Genomic DNA, 18,779 nt, shown 5'->3' on the forward strand with positions numbered 1-18,779 from the left:
ATTAGTAAGAATTTGTTTCTGGATCTGAGGAAAACAATCCCAGCAGTGGCCCCAAGATTGCCCCGAAAACAAAACCCCCAGCGTGCGCCCAGTAAGCAATTCCACCACTTTCCATGCCAATGTTAGTTGGTGCATTTAAGCTGGCAATGCCATATAAAGCTTGCTGCAAAAACCAAAAACCCAGGAAGAAAAGAGCGGGGATGCGAAAAGTGGTTATGAAAAAGCCGAGGGGAACTAAGGTCAGAACTTTTGCTTGAGGAAATCTGAGAACGTAGGCTCCTAGAACGCCTGCGATCGCGCCACTCGCCCCCAAGGAAGGAATAGCAGAGTTAGCGGAAAAAAACCACTGACTTAAAGATGCCAAAACGCCGCAAGTAATGTAAAAAATTAAGTATTTAACGTGACCGAGTTTGTCTTCAACGTTGTTACCAAAAATCCACAAAAACAACATATTTCCCGCCAAGTGTAAAAAACCACCGTGCAGGAACTGAGACGTTACAAGCGTCAGCCACTCTGGTATTTGCTGATATCCTACTGTATTGGGACAAGTGCTTGAGAGTTGGCAGGGAACGACAGCGGCGACGCGGAAAAATCCCTCCAACTGTTGCGGTTCTAAAGTCAGCTCATATAAAAAAACCAAAATATTAGCAGCAATCAGTCCATAAGTAACATATGGAGTGATGCGTGTAGGATTATCATCGCGTAAAGGAACCACAAGCGTTTTTCCTAACTATCCAAAGACTGGAAATAACATAACTTAATTTCTTTGTTGCTGTCTTTTGACCTCTGGATAGATATCTAGGATCAAACGCCATCTCTAAGGATATGGATCGCCGATGAACTCCTGAAAACAAAAGACCCCTCGCACTTTCTAAAGGGGTCTAGTTATGGGATTACGATGAAAGTCTGGGAAGATTACCAGCCTTTTTCTGCCTTTTCCATAACATAGCTGGCAACGTCCTCAATTTGTTTTTTGTTTAGACGCCCCTTGAAGGCTGGCATAGCATTTTTGCCATTGGTTACTTGGGTTACAATCGCCTCCATTGAGTTCATACTGTACTTATCTAGGGCATCTTTTTTCAAAGTTTTATTAGCCATAATAACGTTGCCGCCGCCCATGTGACAAGCAGAACAGTTGGCGCTGAAGATTTTGGCACCATCTACTGTATCAGCTGCTACTGGACGAGTCAAGGCAATCAAAACAAGCGTAACCATCAGTACAACCGATAACAGTTTCCTCAACTTGGTTCTCCTATTTTTAATGGAGCAAGTCAATACAAAAAAGCCTTGCAAAACTATTCTAAGATTCTGCAAGGCTTTTTTGTTACCAAGGAGGAGAAGAAAACTTAAACCTCAGCGGCAATTCTGAATAACGAGCGTCACATTGATGGTAAGGCTATCTTACCCGGCAACTGTGATTTTACCAACCATTCCAGCGCCACGGTGAGGTTGGCAATAGTACGTATAAGTACCTGGTGGTGTGTCTGCTGGGAAAGTTGCCTCGTAGGACTCACCAGGAGAGTAGAGTAACTTGGTGTGAGTCAGTTTAGTTGCTAGTGCCTTATCTCCAGTTGGCACTCCCTTGTCATCAAAAACAGCATTGTGGGGAGCAAGTTTATTATTAACAAACTTAACTGTGTCACCGGGCTTAATCGTGATATTAGCCGGATCAAACTTCAGCAGCCCTTGGTCAGTACCCATTTTCACGGTGTAGCTGTCTGCTGATGCAGGAGAAACTGACATCACAAAGCTAGAGATTACTAGCATAATTGTGCAAAGTAGTAAACCTATGCTTCGTGAAAATGTCATTTTCAATTTCATCGTTTCCTCCCAAAATTAACAATTTAATTTCTTTATCAATATTTTACCTTTATCTTTGACAAGCTGTCATACTATTTTTTTTCATAATTGTGCAATAGATGGCTGCATCCTTAAAGGAAGCGGGGGTTAAAAATTATTTGTACCCCATCCCGGTGCCTTCTGCGCTGCCCTGAGTATAAATCCAGCTATATTTTCCACATCCTGACGCGGCATCCAGCTTTCCGGCACTTGACGACACCAAAAGGTTTCTTCGCTGCCGTCATAGGTCATTGGTTCCCGCAGAAAGGCAACTAAACTGTTGATATTGTCGCGGGGTGGAGTGGCACCATGCAAGTCTGCTAGGGACAGAGACAGTGTGGGATCTGGTAAGGTAGCGCCGCCGACGTGACAATTTAGACAGTGCTGCTCAAACAGTCGCTTACCTGCGGATAAATCTTCAGGGGAGAATTCGCGAGTCTGACCTTGCTCATCTAAGTCTAACGAGATTGGCTCAGTAACCCGCAGGTACTGCCGAATGTAGGTGTCTGCGGCAAACGCTGGTAAGCTGACCGTGAACACCAAAAGGCAGATACCCAAAATCAAAAATAGACGGCGAAGTGAGAGTAATTGACGCAGCATGATAGGGGCGTGGAGTTGAGAGGCTTTTGAGTTGGGAAGAGTTGGGAGTTGAGAGTTAATTTAAAATTTATAACTCATAACTCCTAACTCTTAACTCAAGACGCGATAAATCGTGTCTTGAACAAATTTTCTCTTAGCGCACGGCTTTACCGCCGCCCCACTGTTCGCCTAAAATTTTCGGCTGGAGGAGGATGTGACCAGCGATCGCATACAGGTCATCTTCCGTGAGATTTCTCATCACTGTGTAAATATCGGAGCTTTCTGTGCTGGGGTGCAGCTCAGAGATCGGTGTTTCTCCGTCGTAGGTCGTGGGATGGTGCATATAATCCACCAGAGCGGCAATATTGTCACGCGATGGGGTTGCACCAGCTAGGTCGTCTGGTGACAGACCGATGTTAAAATCGGTCTTCGTGACACCTCCAGCATGGCACTGAGCGCAGGCATAGTTAAATAAACGTTTGCCTTCTGCAACTTGTTTCAGGCTCAATGTCACCTGTTCCCCTTGACCGTTCAAGGGTATGGTGCGAACGTCTGGGTTCAGTTCTACTGCCATCGCTCGACCGACAAGTAGCACAAAAGTGCAAAATACAGTGGTTATAGCCAGACTTATGTATCGCTTAAGCATGGTTCTCCTTAAAAAGTTTTGCGCGAGTTTTTGTTCCACAACACAAGCTAAGGACTCAACCTTATAAACCGCTCTTAAGAAGGGCGCACAAGTGCCGACCTATCAAAAAGGGCGATTAGAAGCTTTGTCCGTTGTCAAAAAGAAAATCGACAGTAGAGGCTTAGGGTGGTTGGTCGGGATTAATTTTACCCTTCGTCAGCACCCGATCCCCGTTTTTGAGACAGAATCTTAGAAATAATAGCCTTGGCATCCTCCAGAGCTAGACGAGTCTGGGGGGTTTTATAGGCGATTCCCAACTGTTGGCACAGATTACAGACCTCCTCTACTGGGAAGCTGTAGTCTGCGGCGATTTCTGCAATTGACAGGTCTGCAAACCCCATGATGGTGCTTAGATGAGCCGATCTAATATCAATATCATCCCATCTGGCGCGATCGCTTTCCTCTCAAAAGAAAAACTGGTTCTGTTGAGAATCGCTTCGCAAGCAACTAGAAACCCACTCTCAGTGCTTCTGGTACTTGCATCATCGACGGTACAGGGGAGATGGGTTGGTGCAGGCTAATTAGCTGCGCCAGAGTTTTCTTTAACCCGGTGCGAGGCACAATTGCGTCTACAAAGCCGTGCTGTAGTAAATACTCAGATGTCTGAAAATCATCTGGTAGCTTTTCGCGCAGGGTTTGCTCAATCACTCGCCGTCCTGCAAAGCCGATGGTTGCTTTTGGCTCTGCCAGTATAATGTCTCCCAACATCGCAAAAGAAGCTGTTACGCCGCCTGTGGTGGGGTGGGTGAGAACGGGGATATAGAGCAGTCTGGCTTCTCGATGACGCTCCAGTGCGCCGGAGATTTTCGCCATCTGCATCAGACTTAACATTCCTTCTTGCATCCTGGCACCGCCGGAAGCACAGACTATCACTACTGGCTTACTTTCCCAAGTAGCTCGTTCAATTAGGCGGGTGAGTTTTTCCCCCACCACAGAACCCATGCTACCGCCCATAAAGCGAAAGTCCATGACACCAAGGGCGATGGGCAAGCCTTCTAGTTGCCCCATCCCTGTTTGTACGGCATCCAGCAGCCCGATTTTTTCTTGCATTTCGCGGATGCGATCGCTATATTGTTTGCGATCGCGGAACTTCAGCGGATCGCTGGGAGACAGATGATCGTCAATTGCCATCCAGGTATTAGCATCAATTAGCTGGCGGATGCGCTCATCGCTGAATACACGGCTGTGATGGTTGCACTCTAGGCAAACCATTTGGTTAGAGCGCAAGTCTTTGGTATAAGCCAGTACACCACAAGCCTCGCACTTCGTCCACAGCCCATCGGCAATTTCTCGCTCTTGTGGTTGTTGACTAATTGGCTCTGATTTTCGTCGATTTGCAAACCAATCGAATAGAGACATGAAGACCGTTAAATCCTTATTAAAAAATTAATTCTCTTGCGCCTTAAGGCTGTTCCTCAACTGGACTTAATATTAGCAGGGCTTCCCACTGATCTTGCGATCGCACTTGTAAGGCAGTAGGACACCCAGCACCAAAATAAGGTGCCACACCGAGGTCGATAATCCGGCTGGGGATTTGATGACCGAGCAGCATTTGCTGCATTAATTCGGCTTCCCAGCGGGCGCAGTTGGTTCTCAGAGTAATCCAAGACACTGTTTCATCCCATTTTGCTTTCTTTTGGTGTATGGAATGCTTTAATGATATCCAAAGATTTTACCACCACTGCTCTGTAGTTGCTGGCGATCGCCCCGCAGGTAAGCTTGCAATTCCCTGATCCCTCTGCAAGGGTTCCATCACTGCGGAAGGCGAATCCCCTTGAGAAAATCTGTTCTCGCTTCCAGTCTTGAGGGGATTAAAACACAGCGCACTAGCAAATCTAAATTCAATTGTAATAGAATGCGATCGCATTCTCCCCAACCCTTCTCCTTACGCATTTAATGGAGTGTAGAAGGGATGCGATCGCCTCAATGAAAAATAGCAAAACACGTCCTAAACTTTCTTATGTTTAGCTTTTCATCTGTTAGCAATAAATTCATCAACCGTAATTCCTGCCAGTCGAATTCAGCTTCTAAGCAATCCTGGCGCTAATTCGCGATGATTGGGTACTGATAAAGTTGGTTTTAATTCCTGCCACAATATCATGTGGCTTCCGGTTTGATGATCTAATACATAGCTGAAATTTTCAAAAATCTTGACGGCTTCTCTACCGGAGATATTTGATAAACGTCCGATTTATACTACAACTTCTCCGATAAAGGATTGAGGTTCGTTGGCAACATAAGGCTTGCCATGCTTGGCTTGGACGTGAAGGTAGCCTCTGATGGCATCTTTAATATTTTCAATTGCTTCGTCCAATGTTTTACCTTGGCTCAGACAGCCAGGAAGCTCAGGAACCTCTGCGACATAACCTTGATATTCTGGATCAAAAGTGAAAATTACTTGAAATTTCATAATTTTATTTATTGGATTTTTCAGGAATAATATCTTGTTGAATTATTATGCGATCGCGCTTTGTTAATCCATTACATCCACGCATCTGCCTGGGTGACTGGTGAGGGCAATTGCCTCTCCTTTGTTAGGGGCATAGTCCCCCAAACTCCCTGATTTGGAGGACTAGCTTTATGTAAAGTGGCTAAACTCTATCACTCCGGAGGCTCAGGAATCACCAGTCAACCGTTTTCCCTGGCTGGTACAAGCTGTTGGCATCCTCTCCGTGTACATCCTCACAAGCATCATCAAGCACCAGCAGAATCGTATATAGCAAGTGACCCCAATTTTTGCCGTGAATGTGGAATATCCAATCAAGTAGATCATTAGAGCTGTTGCAACGCTCAAGATCAATTTCGTACCATTGTGTGCCGTTGTACTCGATTTGAATGGTTAGGTTACTTTTCTGGAAATAGACGCGATAATTGCCATCCTTAACCCCGTTCTGTAGCCTTTCCTGCCTCTCTGATGCAGTTTTTTCAATCAATTGGTTGAAAGTATATGTCTCAATCTCAGGTTTGTCTTTATCGCTCGTATCGCTCATAGCTTTCTCTTAGGTGGTTTATATTTAATCTTTTGAATTCCAATATTCAGCTTCTGTCATTGACGCTCATAGCGTTCTCTTAGATGGTTTATATTTAATCCACCCCTACCTTGGAACAAGCAAGGCAGGGGCATTACTTTACATCCAGTTTAATGCAGCAATTCCTGAGCGCGTTTTGTTAACGCCTCAGCGGTTAAACCATTAAACGCCATCAATTCACCAGCACTGGCTGTAGTTTCTCCACGCTTCCAGGCGAAGGTGTCGCGCTTGCAGTTACTCCGCAGCATGATCGGTTCCAGCATCCCGGAAGCGCCACCCGTGACACCAACCAGTGCATCGCCATCAAATAGCTTGGCAAATGCAGCATCATCTAAGAAACCGTCATCAGCTTGAGAACAGGTATCCCACAACACATCAGAGGGACGGTACAAACGGCGAGGATTGATAACGGAGACAATTCGCACGCCAATTTGTTCGGTTTCTAGGAAGGCGGCGGCTTCAAAAACAGGCATTAGCGTCATGTCGCCAATTACGGCAAAGACTACCATCTTGTCACCGGGGATTTCGTGCAGCACAATGGCACCATCGCGCAAGGCTTGACGGGTTTGTTCAAAGGTGGTGCGAATTGGTAGCGGCGACTTACTAGCAGTAATGACAACTCCCTTATTCTTAGTTGTTAGCGCCCAGTCATAGCAAACTTGGATGCTGTTAGCGTCGGGGGGAAACAGGGGGAAAACGTTACCATTCCGCATCATGGCGGCGAAATATGCTTCGATTTCCGGACGTTGGTGCGTCCATCCGTTGCGCCCTTGCTCTAATGCTCCGGCGGTGTATAAGGTAATAGTAGAGGGAGTTGGACGGCGCAATTCTGCGATCGCTTGCGTCACTGTTTGCCAAATTGGTACGCCATTGATGGCGAAGGATTCGTAGGAACACCACAGAGTACGTCCTCCCATCAAAGCTATACCAGCAGCTAAGCCTGCACAAGCATCTTCACTCAGGGGTTCGTAAACTTGTCCGCCTGGTGCTTGGTTATACAAGTCGTCAACTGTGGGGTGAATAATTTTCAGCGCTTGGTTAATGTTGGCGATACCAGAAGCTTCGTTACCGTCGGCGTTGGTGACAAGATAGTTTTTGTCTATTTCTCCGACTTTTCCTACTAAACGTCCCATTGCGGTTGTGGAAACTTTAGAATCTCCACCCACGGGATATTCTTCTAAGGGAAGTTCGCCTAAGTCTGGTAAAGGTAATTCAAATTCTGTCACGGCTGTTTTCGCCGCTGGGCCACGGCCTGCGTTGACGCAATTTGTCCTTACTAATTCCCATGCAGCAGGTGACAAAGCGCGCGTTTTCAACGCACTGATAATATGGGGAGCATCCAGGGTATCTTTGGGATAGAGGTTGTGAGATTTTGCCCCTCGTGCGTGGACACCTGCACCTTTTAGCTGTTTGATGATAAATACTGTAAGTTTGCCGCCAAGGGCAGATTTTGCAGCTTTATCCACGCCGACGAGAACAGCTTTGGTAAATTCCAAGCGCTTCTCGAAGGAGAAGGCGGTACTATCGACGTAATCTCCAGGCTGATTTTGATCGTCGTAGTCTTTGGCGTTGACTAAGATAACTTCTTCAAACCCGTTACCGCGCCAGTAGTTAATCATCTGTTCGTTGGATTTGGTGGACACCATGCTATGGTGTTCCTGGCTGTAGCCGTTCCAAACCAACACGGGTAAAAAGTTGGTGACATCCGGATAAGCGGTGTGGAAGTGTCCCATCCCACTCATAATGTATGGTTCGCCTAAACCGCCGTCGCCGAGAGTAAAGGGGAAAAGTTTGTCGCGGTGGAGTAAAGCTGCTGCCATTGCGAAGTGTTGCCCTTGTCCGAGGGGGCCTGCGGGGGCTAAAATGCCGGGAATGTAGCCGGAAAGGTGTCCCAGGAGTCCGTGTTTTTCTCGGAAGCGATCGCGCAATTGTTGTACTGTTTCTATCCCCATGTCTTCTAGCGACCGATCGAGAAACATGGCACTATAAAATCCAGGGGCGTGATGTCCAACTTCGGTGATGATATTCTTGTGACCCAGCATCACCAAAGAGGCATAAGCTTCCGCTTGAGAAGCGAAACCTCCAGGGTGTCCTGATGCTTTAGAGGCTGTAACTTGCAGGATAAGGTACCGCAAAGCGTCAGCATAAAGTAAAGTTTGGAATACAGCAGCCGGATCTGTGGTGGATGCGATCGCATCTTTCCCCTCTTCTATTGCTGGCAATTTCCCAAATTTCTCAAATTCTGGCATTTCTTCGCCAAAATATTGAATTCCATCGCAAAAAGCAGGCTTATTAACAATTGCCTCTTGAATTGCTGTCATAATTACAGATACCTTTGGTAAATTAACTGCGCTTGAAGTTCTAAACGCAATGTACTACGCAACACGCGATCGCGTCGCGCACATCGAATCTCTGGGCTTGTTATGATTTAACTTAAACCAAAAACAACTTTCTTTCGTAAGCTATACGAAGTCTCTGCTTCATTAGTCCCTTAACCTTTGATCCTACAGCCTTATAGGCCTATAAAATCCTCGGCAACTTTTAATTTTAAATATCAAAACCTTGTTAGGAATACAACTTATACTTATTTGTTAATTTTCACTTAGGCTCAAAACAACTGGAGAAATGTTTAGCAATAAACAGACAGTTCCGATTATCTATAGTGCGGCTGTAACTCAAAGAATCCGCTATTTTATGCAAAATTGCGATTCCCCGCCCACCCCCAGATTCTTTATTCGCTAGTTCGGGTAGAGTCTTGAGTCGTTTTTCTAAATCAAATGGCGGCCCTTCATCCCAAATCCGCATCTCTAAACGTTCTGCAAACAGAGTAACTTCGATATCAATAGGCACGTCTGAAGGTTTACCTTTGTGGGCGTGGCGAACAGCGTTAGTAAACCCTTCTGCTAGTGCTAATTGGCACTGCAACCAAACTTTTTTAGGAATAAATGGTTGATTTATACTCTCAAACCCTGACAAAACACTGTCTAAAGCCTTGAGGTCTGTGGTAACTTGTAAACAGATTTTCTTGATTTCGTTCAACTGTTCAAAGTCCTTTAAATTAACAACACTTTAACTGATTATTTCAAACAAATAGCGTTTATTTTTTTAAAACTTAATTAATTGCTAGATATTATACAACTACTAATATAATTAAATACATAAGTTTTTATTTTTTCTTTTAAACTAATGCTTTAAAAGCAGCAACACACGATTTTTCCTAATTAAGTTAAATTTCGATATAACAGTTGCTGTAGCCATAAAATTTATTGCTTGTGGGCTGCATTTCCCTTTCTCACTATACTAAGGAATACATGACAAGTTGATGTAAAAGGTGGTGGGGGCGTAAGTGTTGTGGTGCGGCAAGCGATCGCGCATTGCGTCAGACAAGCTAAATAGGTTATAACGGCACGAAGTACAGCACAGCCTTTTTGTAAACAAACCTTTACTTAGATAGTGCCGTATGTGCTTAGTTCTTACACAAGGTTATTAAACTGGAAACAGAAGGCATTGCTTTGTTAGTATAACTTGTTAGATTTAGTGATGATGTGTCTCTTTCTTACCTGCATGGACATTTTTGAGTTTAATAGTGATGTTAATTATCATAATGCGAGTCAGTCACTTGTGGAAAGCAAAGGAAGACTTTGGTAGCCAATGACTATACTTGTTTATGATTGTCCATGTTTTTGGTTAAGTTTATTAAAACTCAACTGAGTTTCAGGTGTCATCTTTGAAGTTTAATCTGCCTGATGTCCATCTTAATCGACCTTTAGTCTCTCTGTCTCATGGTTCAAGTTTTGATTATTGATGATGACCCTGCGATTCAGCTATTGCTGAAAAGAACACTCAAAAGCGAAGGGTACGATTTGACCGTAGCAAGCGATGGCGAAGCCGGGTTAATCCAAGCCCAAGAGTTAAGCCCCGCTTTGGTAATTTGCGACTGGATCATGCCGCGCATGAACGGACTGGAGGTGTGCCGTCGAATCAAGGCAACGCCAGAACTTTCTACCACCTTCTTTATTTTGCTGACATCGATGGGTTCCGTCGATGATCGCGTTAAAGGGTTAGATGCTGGCGCGGATGATTTCTTGTGCAAACCCATTGAAATGAATGAATTGAAGGCGCGAGTGCGGTCGGGCTTAAGACTGCACCAACTCAGCCGGGATTTGAAGGAGCAAAAACAGCTGCTGGAGGACGAATTAGCCGAAGCTGCCGAGTATGTGTGTTCCATTTTGCCCTCGCCCCTCTCTGATCCACCTGTAACCATCGACTCACGGTTTATTCCCTCGCGGCAGCTGGGAGGTGATGGATTTGATTACTATTGGCTAGATAAGGATCATTTAGTCATTTATTTGCTGGATGTAGCTGGACATGGATTGCGGGCTGCCTTACCCTCTCTTTCGGTGATGAATCTGCTGAAGAACCAAGTGATGGCTAAGATTAATTACTATCAGCCCAGCGATGTTCTCAAGGGGTTAAATGAAACTTTCCAGATGACTCAGCGCAATGATAAATACTTTACCATTTGGTACGGCGTTTATAACAGAATTAAGCGCACCCTGGTTTACGCTAGTGCTGGACATCCACCAGCCGTTTTAATCTCCGCCAAAGCTCCATTCTTTACCCAAGTAAAACGTCTGAAAACCCCAGGCTTACCAGTTGGGATGTTTCCGGATGTAGAATTTACCGATGATTTCTGCGAAGTAGAAAAATCCAGCACCCTGTACATTTTTAGTGATGGAATTTATGAAATCAACCAGCCAGACGGCAACATTTGGGGGCTTGATGCGTTTGTCCAACTGCTTACAAACTGCCGCGACAAGAGCGAGAGTAATTTAGACCGGGTATTGCGTTCCGTTCAAGTTGTAAACCCTAAAGACTATTTCGATGATGATTTGTCTTTATTGCAAATCAATTTTCCTTAGTCCTTAGTCGTTGGCTAATGGCTAATCGCTAATGGTTTGATTATTAGCAATTAGCAATTAGCAATTAGCAAATTACTATGAAGTAACTTGGTTATAAAATTCGTCTCGGTTAGGAAAGATTTCAAACACACGATCCATACTGGTGAGTTCAAACAACATTTTTACTTGCTCATTGATAGAGCAAATAAAGAGTTTTCCACCAGAGGCTCGAACAGTTTTGAGTGCTAGAACCAGCGCTCCTAACCCAGAACTATCCATAAAGGTAACATCCTTAAAATCAATTAGCACAATATCGGCTCCATTTTCCACAATATCGCTAATTTCTTGACGAAACTGACCCGCTTTCATACCGTCTAAAATTCCAGAGGGTTGAACAATTTTAACAACAGGACTCATATTCTGTAGCGCGGACCCTTTGAACGACGAGCTAGACCTAGACAGTATAGCTGTGAAGGTAGATTTCAGCTAGGCTTTAGCAGGTAAGATTTAAGAAAATCTCTCCAATTAAGGGATCAAGGCTAGGTTTAGTTGCGATCGCTTCTATCTGAGGACAAGTAAACCGCCAATTCCACCTATGCCGCTTCTACGGAAGTGAAAGATTTCTGCCTGTATAGGGCAGCTTCCCCTACGCCCTGCTAACGTCTCCTTCCTCTACAAGCTTTGTTGCCTGTAGGAGAAGCAATCTCTTTCGAGTGATAGACCCTTTAAACTTCTTAACTTTTTTAAAATCGGGGAATATATATACGGGTTTCGCGAGAATTGTCCATGCAAGAGTACGATGTCGTTATTATTGGTGCTGGTCACAATGGGTTAGTGTGTGCTGCATATCTTCTAAAAGCAGGGTACAGCGTCCTGCTGTTGGAGAAGCGTTCAATTCCCGGTGGCGGCGCGACAACTGAAGAAATTTTACCTGAAGAGGCACCAGGTTTTAAGTTCAATCTCTGCTCAATTGACCACGAGTTCATTCACTTGGGGCCAGTAGTTGAAGAGTTAGAACTTACTAAATATGGCTTGGAATATCTTTATTGCGATCCAGTAGTTTTTTGTCCCCACCCGGACGGCAAATACTTTTTAGGTCACAAGTCAGTAGAAAAAACTTGTGCGGAAATTGCCCGGTATAATGAGCGCGATGCCAAAAAATACGCCGAATACACAGATTACTGGCAACGGCTAATTGGTGCAATGATTCCGATGTTCAATGCACCGCCAAAATCTATCATTGACATCGCTGGCAACTACGACCTAAAAAAAATTAAAGATTTATTCTCAGTGCTAGGTGGCCCGAATAAGACGTTGGATCTAATTCGGAATATGATCACTAGCCCAGAAGATATTCTCAATGAGTGGTTTGATTCGGAATTTCTCAAAGCCCCCCTTGCTAGACTCGCCGCAGAACTTGGCGCACCGCCTTCCCAAAAAACAATTTCTGTGGGAGCGATTATGATGGCAATGCGCCACGATCCTGGTATGGCACGACCCAAGGGGGGTAGCGGCGCACTTGTGGATGCTTTGCTAAAGTTAGTGCATAGTAAGGGCGGGGTGGTGCTGACTGACCAGACCGTTGAGCGCGTTTTAGTGGATGATGGTCGTGCGGTAGGCGTTAGGGTGGCAGGTGGCACCGAATACCGAGCAAAACGTGGGGTAATCTCCAATATTGACGCTAGACGCTTGTTCCTGCGCTTAATGGACGAGGCAGATGTTGATGATGCTGACCCAAATTTGCGCGATCGCTTGGAGCGTAAAATCGTCAACAACAACGAAACTATTCTCAAAATTGACTGCGCTTTATCTGAACCTCTGCGCTTTGAACACCACAACCACCAAGATGAATACCTCATCGGTTCTGTTCTCATCGCTGACTCGGTGCGTCACGTCGAAATGGCCCACAGCCAAGCATCTATCGGCAATATTCCCGATTCTGACCCCTCAATGTATGTGGTTGTACCCACAGTGCGCGATCCGTCGATGGCACCAGAAGGCAAGCATACCTTATGGATTGAGTTTTTCGCCCCCTATCAGATTGCTGGTGCCGAGGGAACAGGTCAAAATGGCACTGGCTGGACTGACGATCTAAAAAACAAAGTCGCCGACCGGGTGCTGGACAAACTGGCAGAGTATTCCCCAAATCTCAAGCACTCAATCATCGCTCGTGCTGTGGAAAGCCCCGCCGAACTGGGAGACAGACTGGGTGCTTATAAAGGAAACTACTACCACATCGACATGACCCTCGACCAGATGATCTTCTTCCGTCCCTTACCGGAATTAGCTAACTACAAAACTCCCATAGAAGGGCTATTCTTGAGCGGTGCTGGAACCCATCCAGGCGGTTCCGTTTCCGGGATGCCGGGACGCAATTGCGCTCGTGTTTTCCTGCACACGCAGCAGCCATTTACCCAAACTCTGAAGGATGCGGGGAATTCTATCAGATCAACTGTCGAGTCTGTCTTTAAAACCTCCTCTGACACCTAGTCGTATCGTCTCATATCATGTCTGGTTAATTACCCATAATTAAAAGGAACCCCCAACCCATAGAGAGCAAGCGGGGGAGGAGAGCCACCGCAGGCTATGTTGGGGTCTTATATTTATGGGTAATCAACCAGATTTGATATCGCTAATACCCAGATTGCTTACCAAGGAAAGCTGGCTAATGTATTGGGCGGGTTTATATTAAATAATCTTGTTTTAAGTTATACACGCCGCTACCTTTTGGAGACTGGAGATAGTCCGGCTCACTTTAACCTTGATAGATTTATATATAAATAAATCGAGAATGCGATCGCTCCGACGCTTCCATCTCTATCAGAGATAGAAACTATGCACAACAGTTGAGGTATTGGCAAGCTGCATTTTCAGATTTTTTTTTATTATCCCCATGCCCTAGAAGTTTGGATTTCATCCTATAGTTATTCAGGAAGTTTGTGGCATCTTCCACCTCTAGGGGCATACTAAACCAGTAACCTTGCATTTCCTCGCACTGGAGACTTTGCAATAATTCCATTTGCTCATGAGTTTCCACACCTTCAGCCACTACCCGGAGATTCAAACCACGCCCCAATGCAATCACAGCCGAGATAATCGCTGTATCCTCCGGTTGATCACGCAAATCGCGCACAAAAGATTGATCGATTTTGAGCGTATGGAACGGAAATTTCTTTAAATAACCCAGAGAAGAATAGCCTGTCCCAAAATCATCCATACTGATGTGAACTCCCATCGCGTACAGATCGCGCACCCATTCCCGTCCTTTGTCCACATTCTGCATGATAGTGCTTTCTGTAATTTCCAACTCCAGAAAGTGAGGCGAAAGTCCTGTTTCTGCTAACACCTGCCTCACCATTGCTACTAGATTCGGTTGTTGGAACTGTCTAGCTGAGAGGTTAACTGCCACCCTTAGCGGTGAGAAACCTGCTTTTTGCCAAGCTTTATTTTGAGCGCAAGCAGTCCGCAATACCCATTCACCGATGGGTATGATTAATCCGTTTTCTTCAGCCAGGGGAATAAATTTTTTCGGAGAGACGAGTCCTAGAGTCGGGTGATTCCAACGCAAAAGTGCTTCCATTGCGATAATCTCTCCCGTCTTGATATTTACTTGCGGTTGGTAGTAAATAACAAACTCTCCCTGTTTGAGAGCATGGTGCAGCCGATTTTCCAGCGTTAATAATTCACTAGCTTGAGAATTCATTGCTGGGACATAAAATCGGTAGTTATTTCTGCCTTGTTCCTTGGCGCGGTATAAGGAAATATCAGCGTTTCTTAAGAGAGTTTCGGGATCTTCTCCATCTTGGGGATAAAGAGCGATGCCGATGCTGCTGCTCATATGAAGTTGGTGTCCCTCCAAGCTAAAAGCAGGTTTCAAGGCATCTAAAATGCGTTGAGCAATCTTGGCGGCATCTTTTGGATCGTTTATGTGGGGCAGTAGCAGGGTGAATTCATCGCCTCCCCAACGGGCAACAGTGTCATTATCCCGCAGACAGTTTCCCATTCGTTCTGCAAAGAGTTGTAATAAGCGATCGCCCACAGCGTGTCCCAGTGTATCGTTAATGGTCTTAAAGCGATCCATATCGATAAACATGACAGCCAAACTGTATTGGCGATAACGTGCATCTGCTAGTGCCTGAAGAAGTTTTTCATTAAATAGAGTTCGGTTTGGCAAACCTGTGAGGAGATCATGAAAAGCTTGATATTGGATCATTGCCTCAGCAGCTTTGCGTTCAGTAATGTCTTCTTGGACGCAAACCCAATATTTCTTATCCCCAATTTCTAAGGTGCTGATCCGGGCATAGGTGGTGAATAGAGAGCCGTCCTTCCTGCGGTTAAAAAACTCTCCAACCCCAGAACTTTGAGCCTGTAATTGTTTGACAAAATCGCCATATATTTGAGTATTGTCTTCCGGTGGATGGGCGCTTAAAATCGACACAGGTTTGCCAATCAACTCGCCTCGCTCATATCCGAACATTGCTTCAAATGCTGGATTAGTAAAGAAGATGATGCCATTTTCGTCAGAGACGTTGACACCTTCTGCCATGCTCTCAAGCACTAGAGCCTGGGTTTTTAATACTTCCTCTGCCCGCTTGCGCTCAGTGATATCAAAAACGTAACTTCTAATTAGATCGTTTTCAGCAATGTAGTGTACATATTGTTCAAATACTTCATTACCAATTTGCAATTCGCGAACAAAAACTTTTCCTTTACTTTTTTGAAGCTTTGCTATTAAATCTCCGATCAGCGGATGCTGCCTTGTAGCTTCTTGAATATCGGGAAATTTTATTAGTGCCGCTGGATTTATATATGTAATTGTTCCTGATAAATTAATTTCTATAATAGGATTGGGTAGTAGTTCGGGAAAAGAAGCTAATCTAACTAGAGCCGATTCACTTAATTTGGCAACTTTGAGATTTGATGCTGATATCGGTTGAAAGAGAGTGCTTGAGCAGGCTGGAAAAGTAGAAAAATCTACTTGTTTGCCATAATTTATTAATTCTGCCTTTGATAATTTAGGTACTATCCGATAGCTTGCCTTAATAATCCCTCCAAATATGATCGTATCCTCATGCTTTAATTCGTGAGCAAAGCAGCGTCGCCCATTGACAACTAGCCCATTTGTGCTAAGATTACCTTGTAAATCTCCGTCTATTATCCAATATAAGTAATCGCCATTTACGGGATTTTTAACTCGGAACAAAGTAGCATGATGACGAGAAATTAGTCGAGAGTTCAAAACTACCGAATTGCTGCGATCGCGACCTAGTGAATAGGTACTAGCTTCAAAGGAAACTGTACGTCTACCTTTTGGATCTTCAATTACCAAAACATGACAAAATTGTTCCAATTTCCTTATCCTGTCTATTCTACCTAGGCTAGTTATTTTTACTAATTAAAAGAATACAGTATTCTTATAACTGTTACCTCCCAAATTATACGGAATTATACTGGGAAGGTTTTAAAGTAAATGTAAATTTCATGTATGAATTATTTAAACTCGGTTCACGAAATAACTATCAAGGTGTACTGATTTAGGCGGTAATCGCTGGTAACAGCAGTTGTGTAACCGTTGTGGTGGGAACAGCAGCATTGCAAATGTTACAAGCCAATGTCGAAGCCTGGGAAATAGCCAGATAGAGCCAAGTGCAACCATTGTGCAGTAGATAGCATCCGTTAATGGTTTGACCCATATCAACAGTATATTTTACTTGTTCAAGAAATAATCATTAATGAAGGTCATTAATGGGCAACTCTATGGTAAAGCTGGTTTGACGATTTTTACTTTCTACTCGCAGCGTACCTCCCAAATGTGCTACTAATTTTTTTACTAGAGCTAGTCCTAATCCAGTTCCGCCTTGCTTCCAGGGATCGGAACTGGGGATGCGATAGAATTTCTCAAAAATCCGATTTAGTTCGCTTTGTGGAATCTCAACTCCAGAATTGATTACGCTCAGCTGCATGAGATTTGAGCGGCATGTTTCAACAGCTTGGACTGTGAGTGTAATTGTTTCTAATGGGGGCGTGTATTTGCAGGCATTTTCTAGCAATTCGGTCAAGATTCTGCCTAGAGTGGTGGGATCGCAGGTGAAGCGGGGCAAATTGGGGGGGATGTTAAGAAGCAAGCTTTGCTGGCGGTTTTTGCCTCGTTCTTGAAATGGTTCTACAATTGGCGGTAGCCATTCCTGTAGCTGAATTGATGTTAGTAATAAAGGTTGAGCTTCTGTATAGAGTCGCTGCAAGTCCAAAAGGTCATCAATGAGGCGAATTTCGCGATCGCATTCGTTTTGCAATATTTGAAAGTAGCGAGCCACTTTGCTTTGTTCTGCTTTTGGTTTGCTGAGTTCCGCTAAAAATGGCGAGTCTCGATTAAGGGCGATGGAAAGCATTTGAATCGCCATTTTCATGTTGGCGACGGGGGTGCGTAATTCGTGAGAAACGGTGTTGAGAAAGTCATCTTTGAGGCGATTGAGATTTTCTAGAGCCTCGACTTGCGATCGCGCTGCTTGATACAATCTCGCTTGGCGAATAGCGATCGCGCACTGATTCGCCACTTGCTGCACCAGTCGGATTTCTTTTTCGTTAAAGGCTTCTTGGGGCGGCTTGAATAAGCATAAATCGCCTAGCACGCCTTGGTCATCGAAAATCGGGCAAATAAGTCTAGCGAAGGTACCGCGAATATCGGGGCCGAGTTGACAAAATTGGAAATACTGACCGTGCAGAAGCTGATTATAACCTTCGCGAAACTCTGCCATTTGCACCAAATGCCCCTGAGCGGTGGGCATTCCCAGAGTATACTCATAGCGAATAGTAGAGGTAGCGCGATCGCTGTCATACAAAGCGGTATCGCAGCCTTCGATGTTCAACCCGACGGCTAATTCCCAAACGACTATTTGCAAAATTTGGTTTTCGTCGAGGCTATCGCGTACATCGTCAGTGATGCGTTTAAGCATCGCTTCAAAGTCGAGGGATTGTTGCAGTTGGGCGGTGCGTTCGCGTACTTGGCACTCCAGGTTAGCGTTGAGTTGCTGCACTTGCTGATAAAGTTCTGATTGCTGAATGGCAATTGACACTTGTGTTGCCAATTGCTTGAGCAGATCGATCTCAAACGGTTCCCAGTGACGTTGTGCGGAACATTGATGAGTTGCCAGTACCCCCCAAAACTTATTACCGTGCAGGATGGGAGCTATCAAGGCGGCTTTGACTTGCTGTTGCTGCACATACTCGTTGATAGCTATAGGAAAGCCTTCCTGTTGCATATCATCGATCGCTCTTACCTGTCCCTCGCGATAGACTGCTATCCTTTCTTTAAACGAGGTTGAGGCAATGTTAACGCCTAAAATAGAGGGCCAACCCGCATCAACTGATTCAGCCACGACTACGGCTTGTTCATTTCCCTTAATTTGGTATATGACAGAGCGATCGCTCTCCAGAAATTGTCGGACTTCTGCCACCGTAGTATTAAGAACTTCCTCCAAGTTTAATGAGCCTCGGATGCGCTCGGTAATGACCCGGATTACCCATTCTCCTTCAGCCCTTTGCGAGAGGGCTTTTTCCGCCCGCCGACGCTTGGCGATCTCCTGTTTTAGTTTTTCATTGGCTTCCTGAATCTCCGCGGTTCGTTGTTCAACTTGCTTTTCCAAATTATTGCGATCGCTCTCCATAGCTGCTTCGTACCGCTGACGCTGTGTAATGTCTTCTAACAGCTTTTCGTTATTCCATCACCTGACCGCTCAAGTCTAGTGC

General features: G+C 44.9%; 20 protein-coding genes. 2 read left to right on the plus strand and 18 right to left on the minus strand.

The genetic code is table 11. The features are described 5' to 3' along the window. Position 1: 1 nt before the first annotated feature. The 14 genes from H6F74_RS05085 to H6F74_RS05150 form a co-directional block, all read right to left on the minus strand. On the minus strand, positions 2–715 hold the full coding sequence (locus H6F74_RS05085; protein WP_190437232.1) for a rhomboid family intramembrane serine protease: 714 nt from the start codon (positions 713–715) through the stop codon (positions 2–4). Between the two features lie 200 nt (positions 716–915). After that, positions 916–1,242, minus strand: coding sequence for a cytochrome c6 PetJ (gene petJ, locus H6F74_RS05090; protein WP_190437235.1), 327 nt, complete (start codon positions 1,240–1,242; stop codon positions 916–918). Positions 1,243–1,401: 159 nt separating this feature from the next. Continuing rightward, a complete protein-coding gene (gene petE / locus H6F74_RS05095; RefSeq protein ID WP_347269476.1) occupies positions 1,402–1,809 on the minus strand; it encodes a plastocyanin in 408 nt (135 codons plus the stop codon). Positions 1,810–1,947: 138 nt separating this feature from the next. After that, the gene (gene psbV2, locus H6F74_RS05100) at positions 1,948–2,439 is read right to left on the minus strand and encodes a photosystem II cytochrome PsbV2 (RefSeq protein ID WP_190437241.1); all 492 of its coding nucleotides are present in this window, start codon (positions 2,437–2,439) and stop codon (positions 1,948–1,950) included. 133 nt (positions 2,440–2,572) lie between these two features. Next, the gene (gene psbV, locus H6F74_RS05105) at positions 2,573–3,064 is read right to left on the minus strand and encodes a photosystem II cytochrome c-550 (protein ID WP_190437245.1); all 492 of its coding nucleotides are present in this window, start codon (positions 3,062–3,064) and stop codon (positions 2,573–2,575) included. Between the two features lie 185 nt (positions 3,065–3,249). Next, the gene (locus H6F74_RS05110) at positions 3,250–3,444 is read right to left on the minus strand and encodes a translation initiation factor IF-2 (protein ID WP_190427969.1); all 195 of its coding nucleotides are present in this window, start codon (positions 3,442–3,444) and stop codon (positions 3,250–3,252) included. A gap of 106 nt (positions 3,445–3,550) precedes the next feature. Then, the gene (gene accD / locus H6F74_RS05115; RefSeq protein WP_190437248.1) at positions 3,551–4,462 is read right to left on the minus strand and encodes an acetyl-CoA carboxylase, carboxyltransferase subunit beta; all 912 of its coding nucleotides are present in this window, start codon (positions 4,460–4,462) and stop codon (positions 3,551–3,553) included. Positions 4,463–4,505: 43 nt separating this feature from the next. Then, positions 4,506–4,715, minus strand: a complete 210-nt coding sequence (locus H6F74_RS05120; RefSeq protein WP_190427963.1) for a hypothetical protein — start codon at positions 4,713–4,715, stop codon at positions 4,506–4,508. 60 nt (positions 4,716–4,775) lie between these two features. Further along, entirely contained in the window at positions 4,776–4,970 is a 195-nt protein-coding gene (locus H6F74_RS05125; RefSeq protein ID WP_190437250.1) for a hypothetical protein, read from the minus strand. Positions 4,971–5,123: 153 nt separating this feature from the next. Then, complete coding sequence (locus H6F74_RS30405) at positions 5,124–5,294, minus strand: type II toxin-antitoxin system HicA family toxin (protein ID WP_190437551.1); 171 nt, start codon at positions 5,292–5,294, stop codon at positions 5,124–5,126. Further along, a complete protein-coding gene (locus H6F74_RS05135) occupies positions 5,295–5,513 on the minus strand; it encodes a type II toxin-antitoxin system HicB family antitoxin (protein WP_190437253.1) in 219 nt (72 codons plus the stop codon). Between the two features lie 211 nt (positions 5,514–5,724). Next, positions 5,725–6,093, minus strand: a complete 369-nt coding sequence (locus tag H6F74_RS05140; RefSeq protein ID WP_190437256.1) for a hypothetical protein — start codon at positions 6,091–6,093, stop codon at positions 5,725–5,727. A 149-nt stretch (positions 6,094–6,242) separates the two neighbouring features. Beyond that, positions 6,243–8,453: a phosphoketolase gene (locus tag H6F74_RS05145; RefSeq protein WP_190437259.1), complete on the minus strand. Its 2,211-nt coding sequence runs from the start codon at positions 8,451–8,453 to the stop codon at positions 6,243–6,245. Positions 8,454–8,730: 277 nt separating this feature from the next. Next, positions 8,731–9,171: an ATP-binding protein gene (locus H6F74_RS05150; protein ID WP_190437261.1), complete on the minus strand. Its 441-nt coding sequence runs from the start codon at positions 9,169–9,171 to the stop codon at positions 8,731–8,733. 743 nt (positions 9,172–9,914) lie between these two features. On the opposite strand from H6F74_RS05150, the gene H6F74_RS05155 reads away from it, so the two are divergent. Beyond that, complete coding sequence (locus H6F74_RS05155; protein ID WP_190437264.1) at positions 9,915–11,054, plus strand: SpoIIE family protein phosphatase; 1,140 nt, start codon at positions 9,915–9,917, stop codon at positions 11,052–11,054. Positions 11,055–11,129: 75 nt separating this feature from the next. Here H6F74_RS05155 and H6F74_RS05160 read toward each other — a convergent pair whose 3' ends face one another. Beyond that, on the minus strand, positions 11,130–11,450 hold the full coding sequence (locus H6F74_RS05160) for an STAS domain-containing protein (RefSeq protein ID WP_190427953.1): 321 nt from the start codon (positions 11,448–11,450) through the stop codon (positions 11,130–11,132). Positions 11,451–11,819: 369 nt separating this feature from the next. Between H6F74_RS05160 and crtO the strand changes: the two genes are divergently transcribed. Beyond that, on the plus strand, positions 11,820–13,523 hold the full coding sequence (crtO, locus tag H6F74_RS05165; RefSeq protein ID WP_190437268.1) for a beta-carotene ketolase CrtO: 1,704 nt from the start codon (positions 11,820–11,822) through the stop codon (positions 13,521–13,523). 343 nt (positions 13,524–13,866) lie between these two features. On the opposite strand, the gene H6F74_RS05170 is transcribed toward crtO, so the two are convergent. The 3 genes from H6F74_RS05170 to H6F74_RS05180 all read right to left on the minus strand — a co-directional run bounded on the left by H6F74_RS05170 (position 13,867) and on the right by H6F74_RS05180 (position 18,697). After that, entirely contained in the window at positions 13,867–16,383 is a 2,517-nt protein-coding gene (locus H6F74_RS05170; RefSeq protein ID WP_190437271.1) for an EAL domain-containing protein, read from the minus strand. A 184-nt stretch (positions 16,384–16,567) separates the two neighbouring features. Then, positions 16,568–16,726 carry a hypothetical protein gene (locus H6F74_RS05175; protein WP_190437273.1) on the minus strand — a complete coding sequence of 53 codons (159 nt, stop codon included), beginning with the start codon at positions 16,724–16,726 and terminating at the stop codon, positions 16,568–16,570. 36 nt (positions 16,727–16,762) lie between these two features. Continuing rightward, complete coding sequence (locus tag H6F74_RS05180; protein ID WP_190437290.1) at positions 16,763–18,697, minus strand: GAF domain-containing protein; 1,935 nt, start codon at positions 18,695–18,697, stop codon at positions 16,763–16,765. Between the last annotated feature and the right edge of the window lie 82 nt (positions 18,698–18,779).

This window comes from Trichocoleus sp. FACHB-90 (assembly GCF_014695505.1).
Classification (GTDB): domain Bacteria; phylum Cyanobacteriota; class Cyanobacteriia; order Cyanobacteriales; family FACHB-T130; genus Funiculus; species Funiculus sociatus.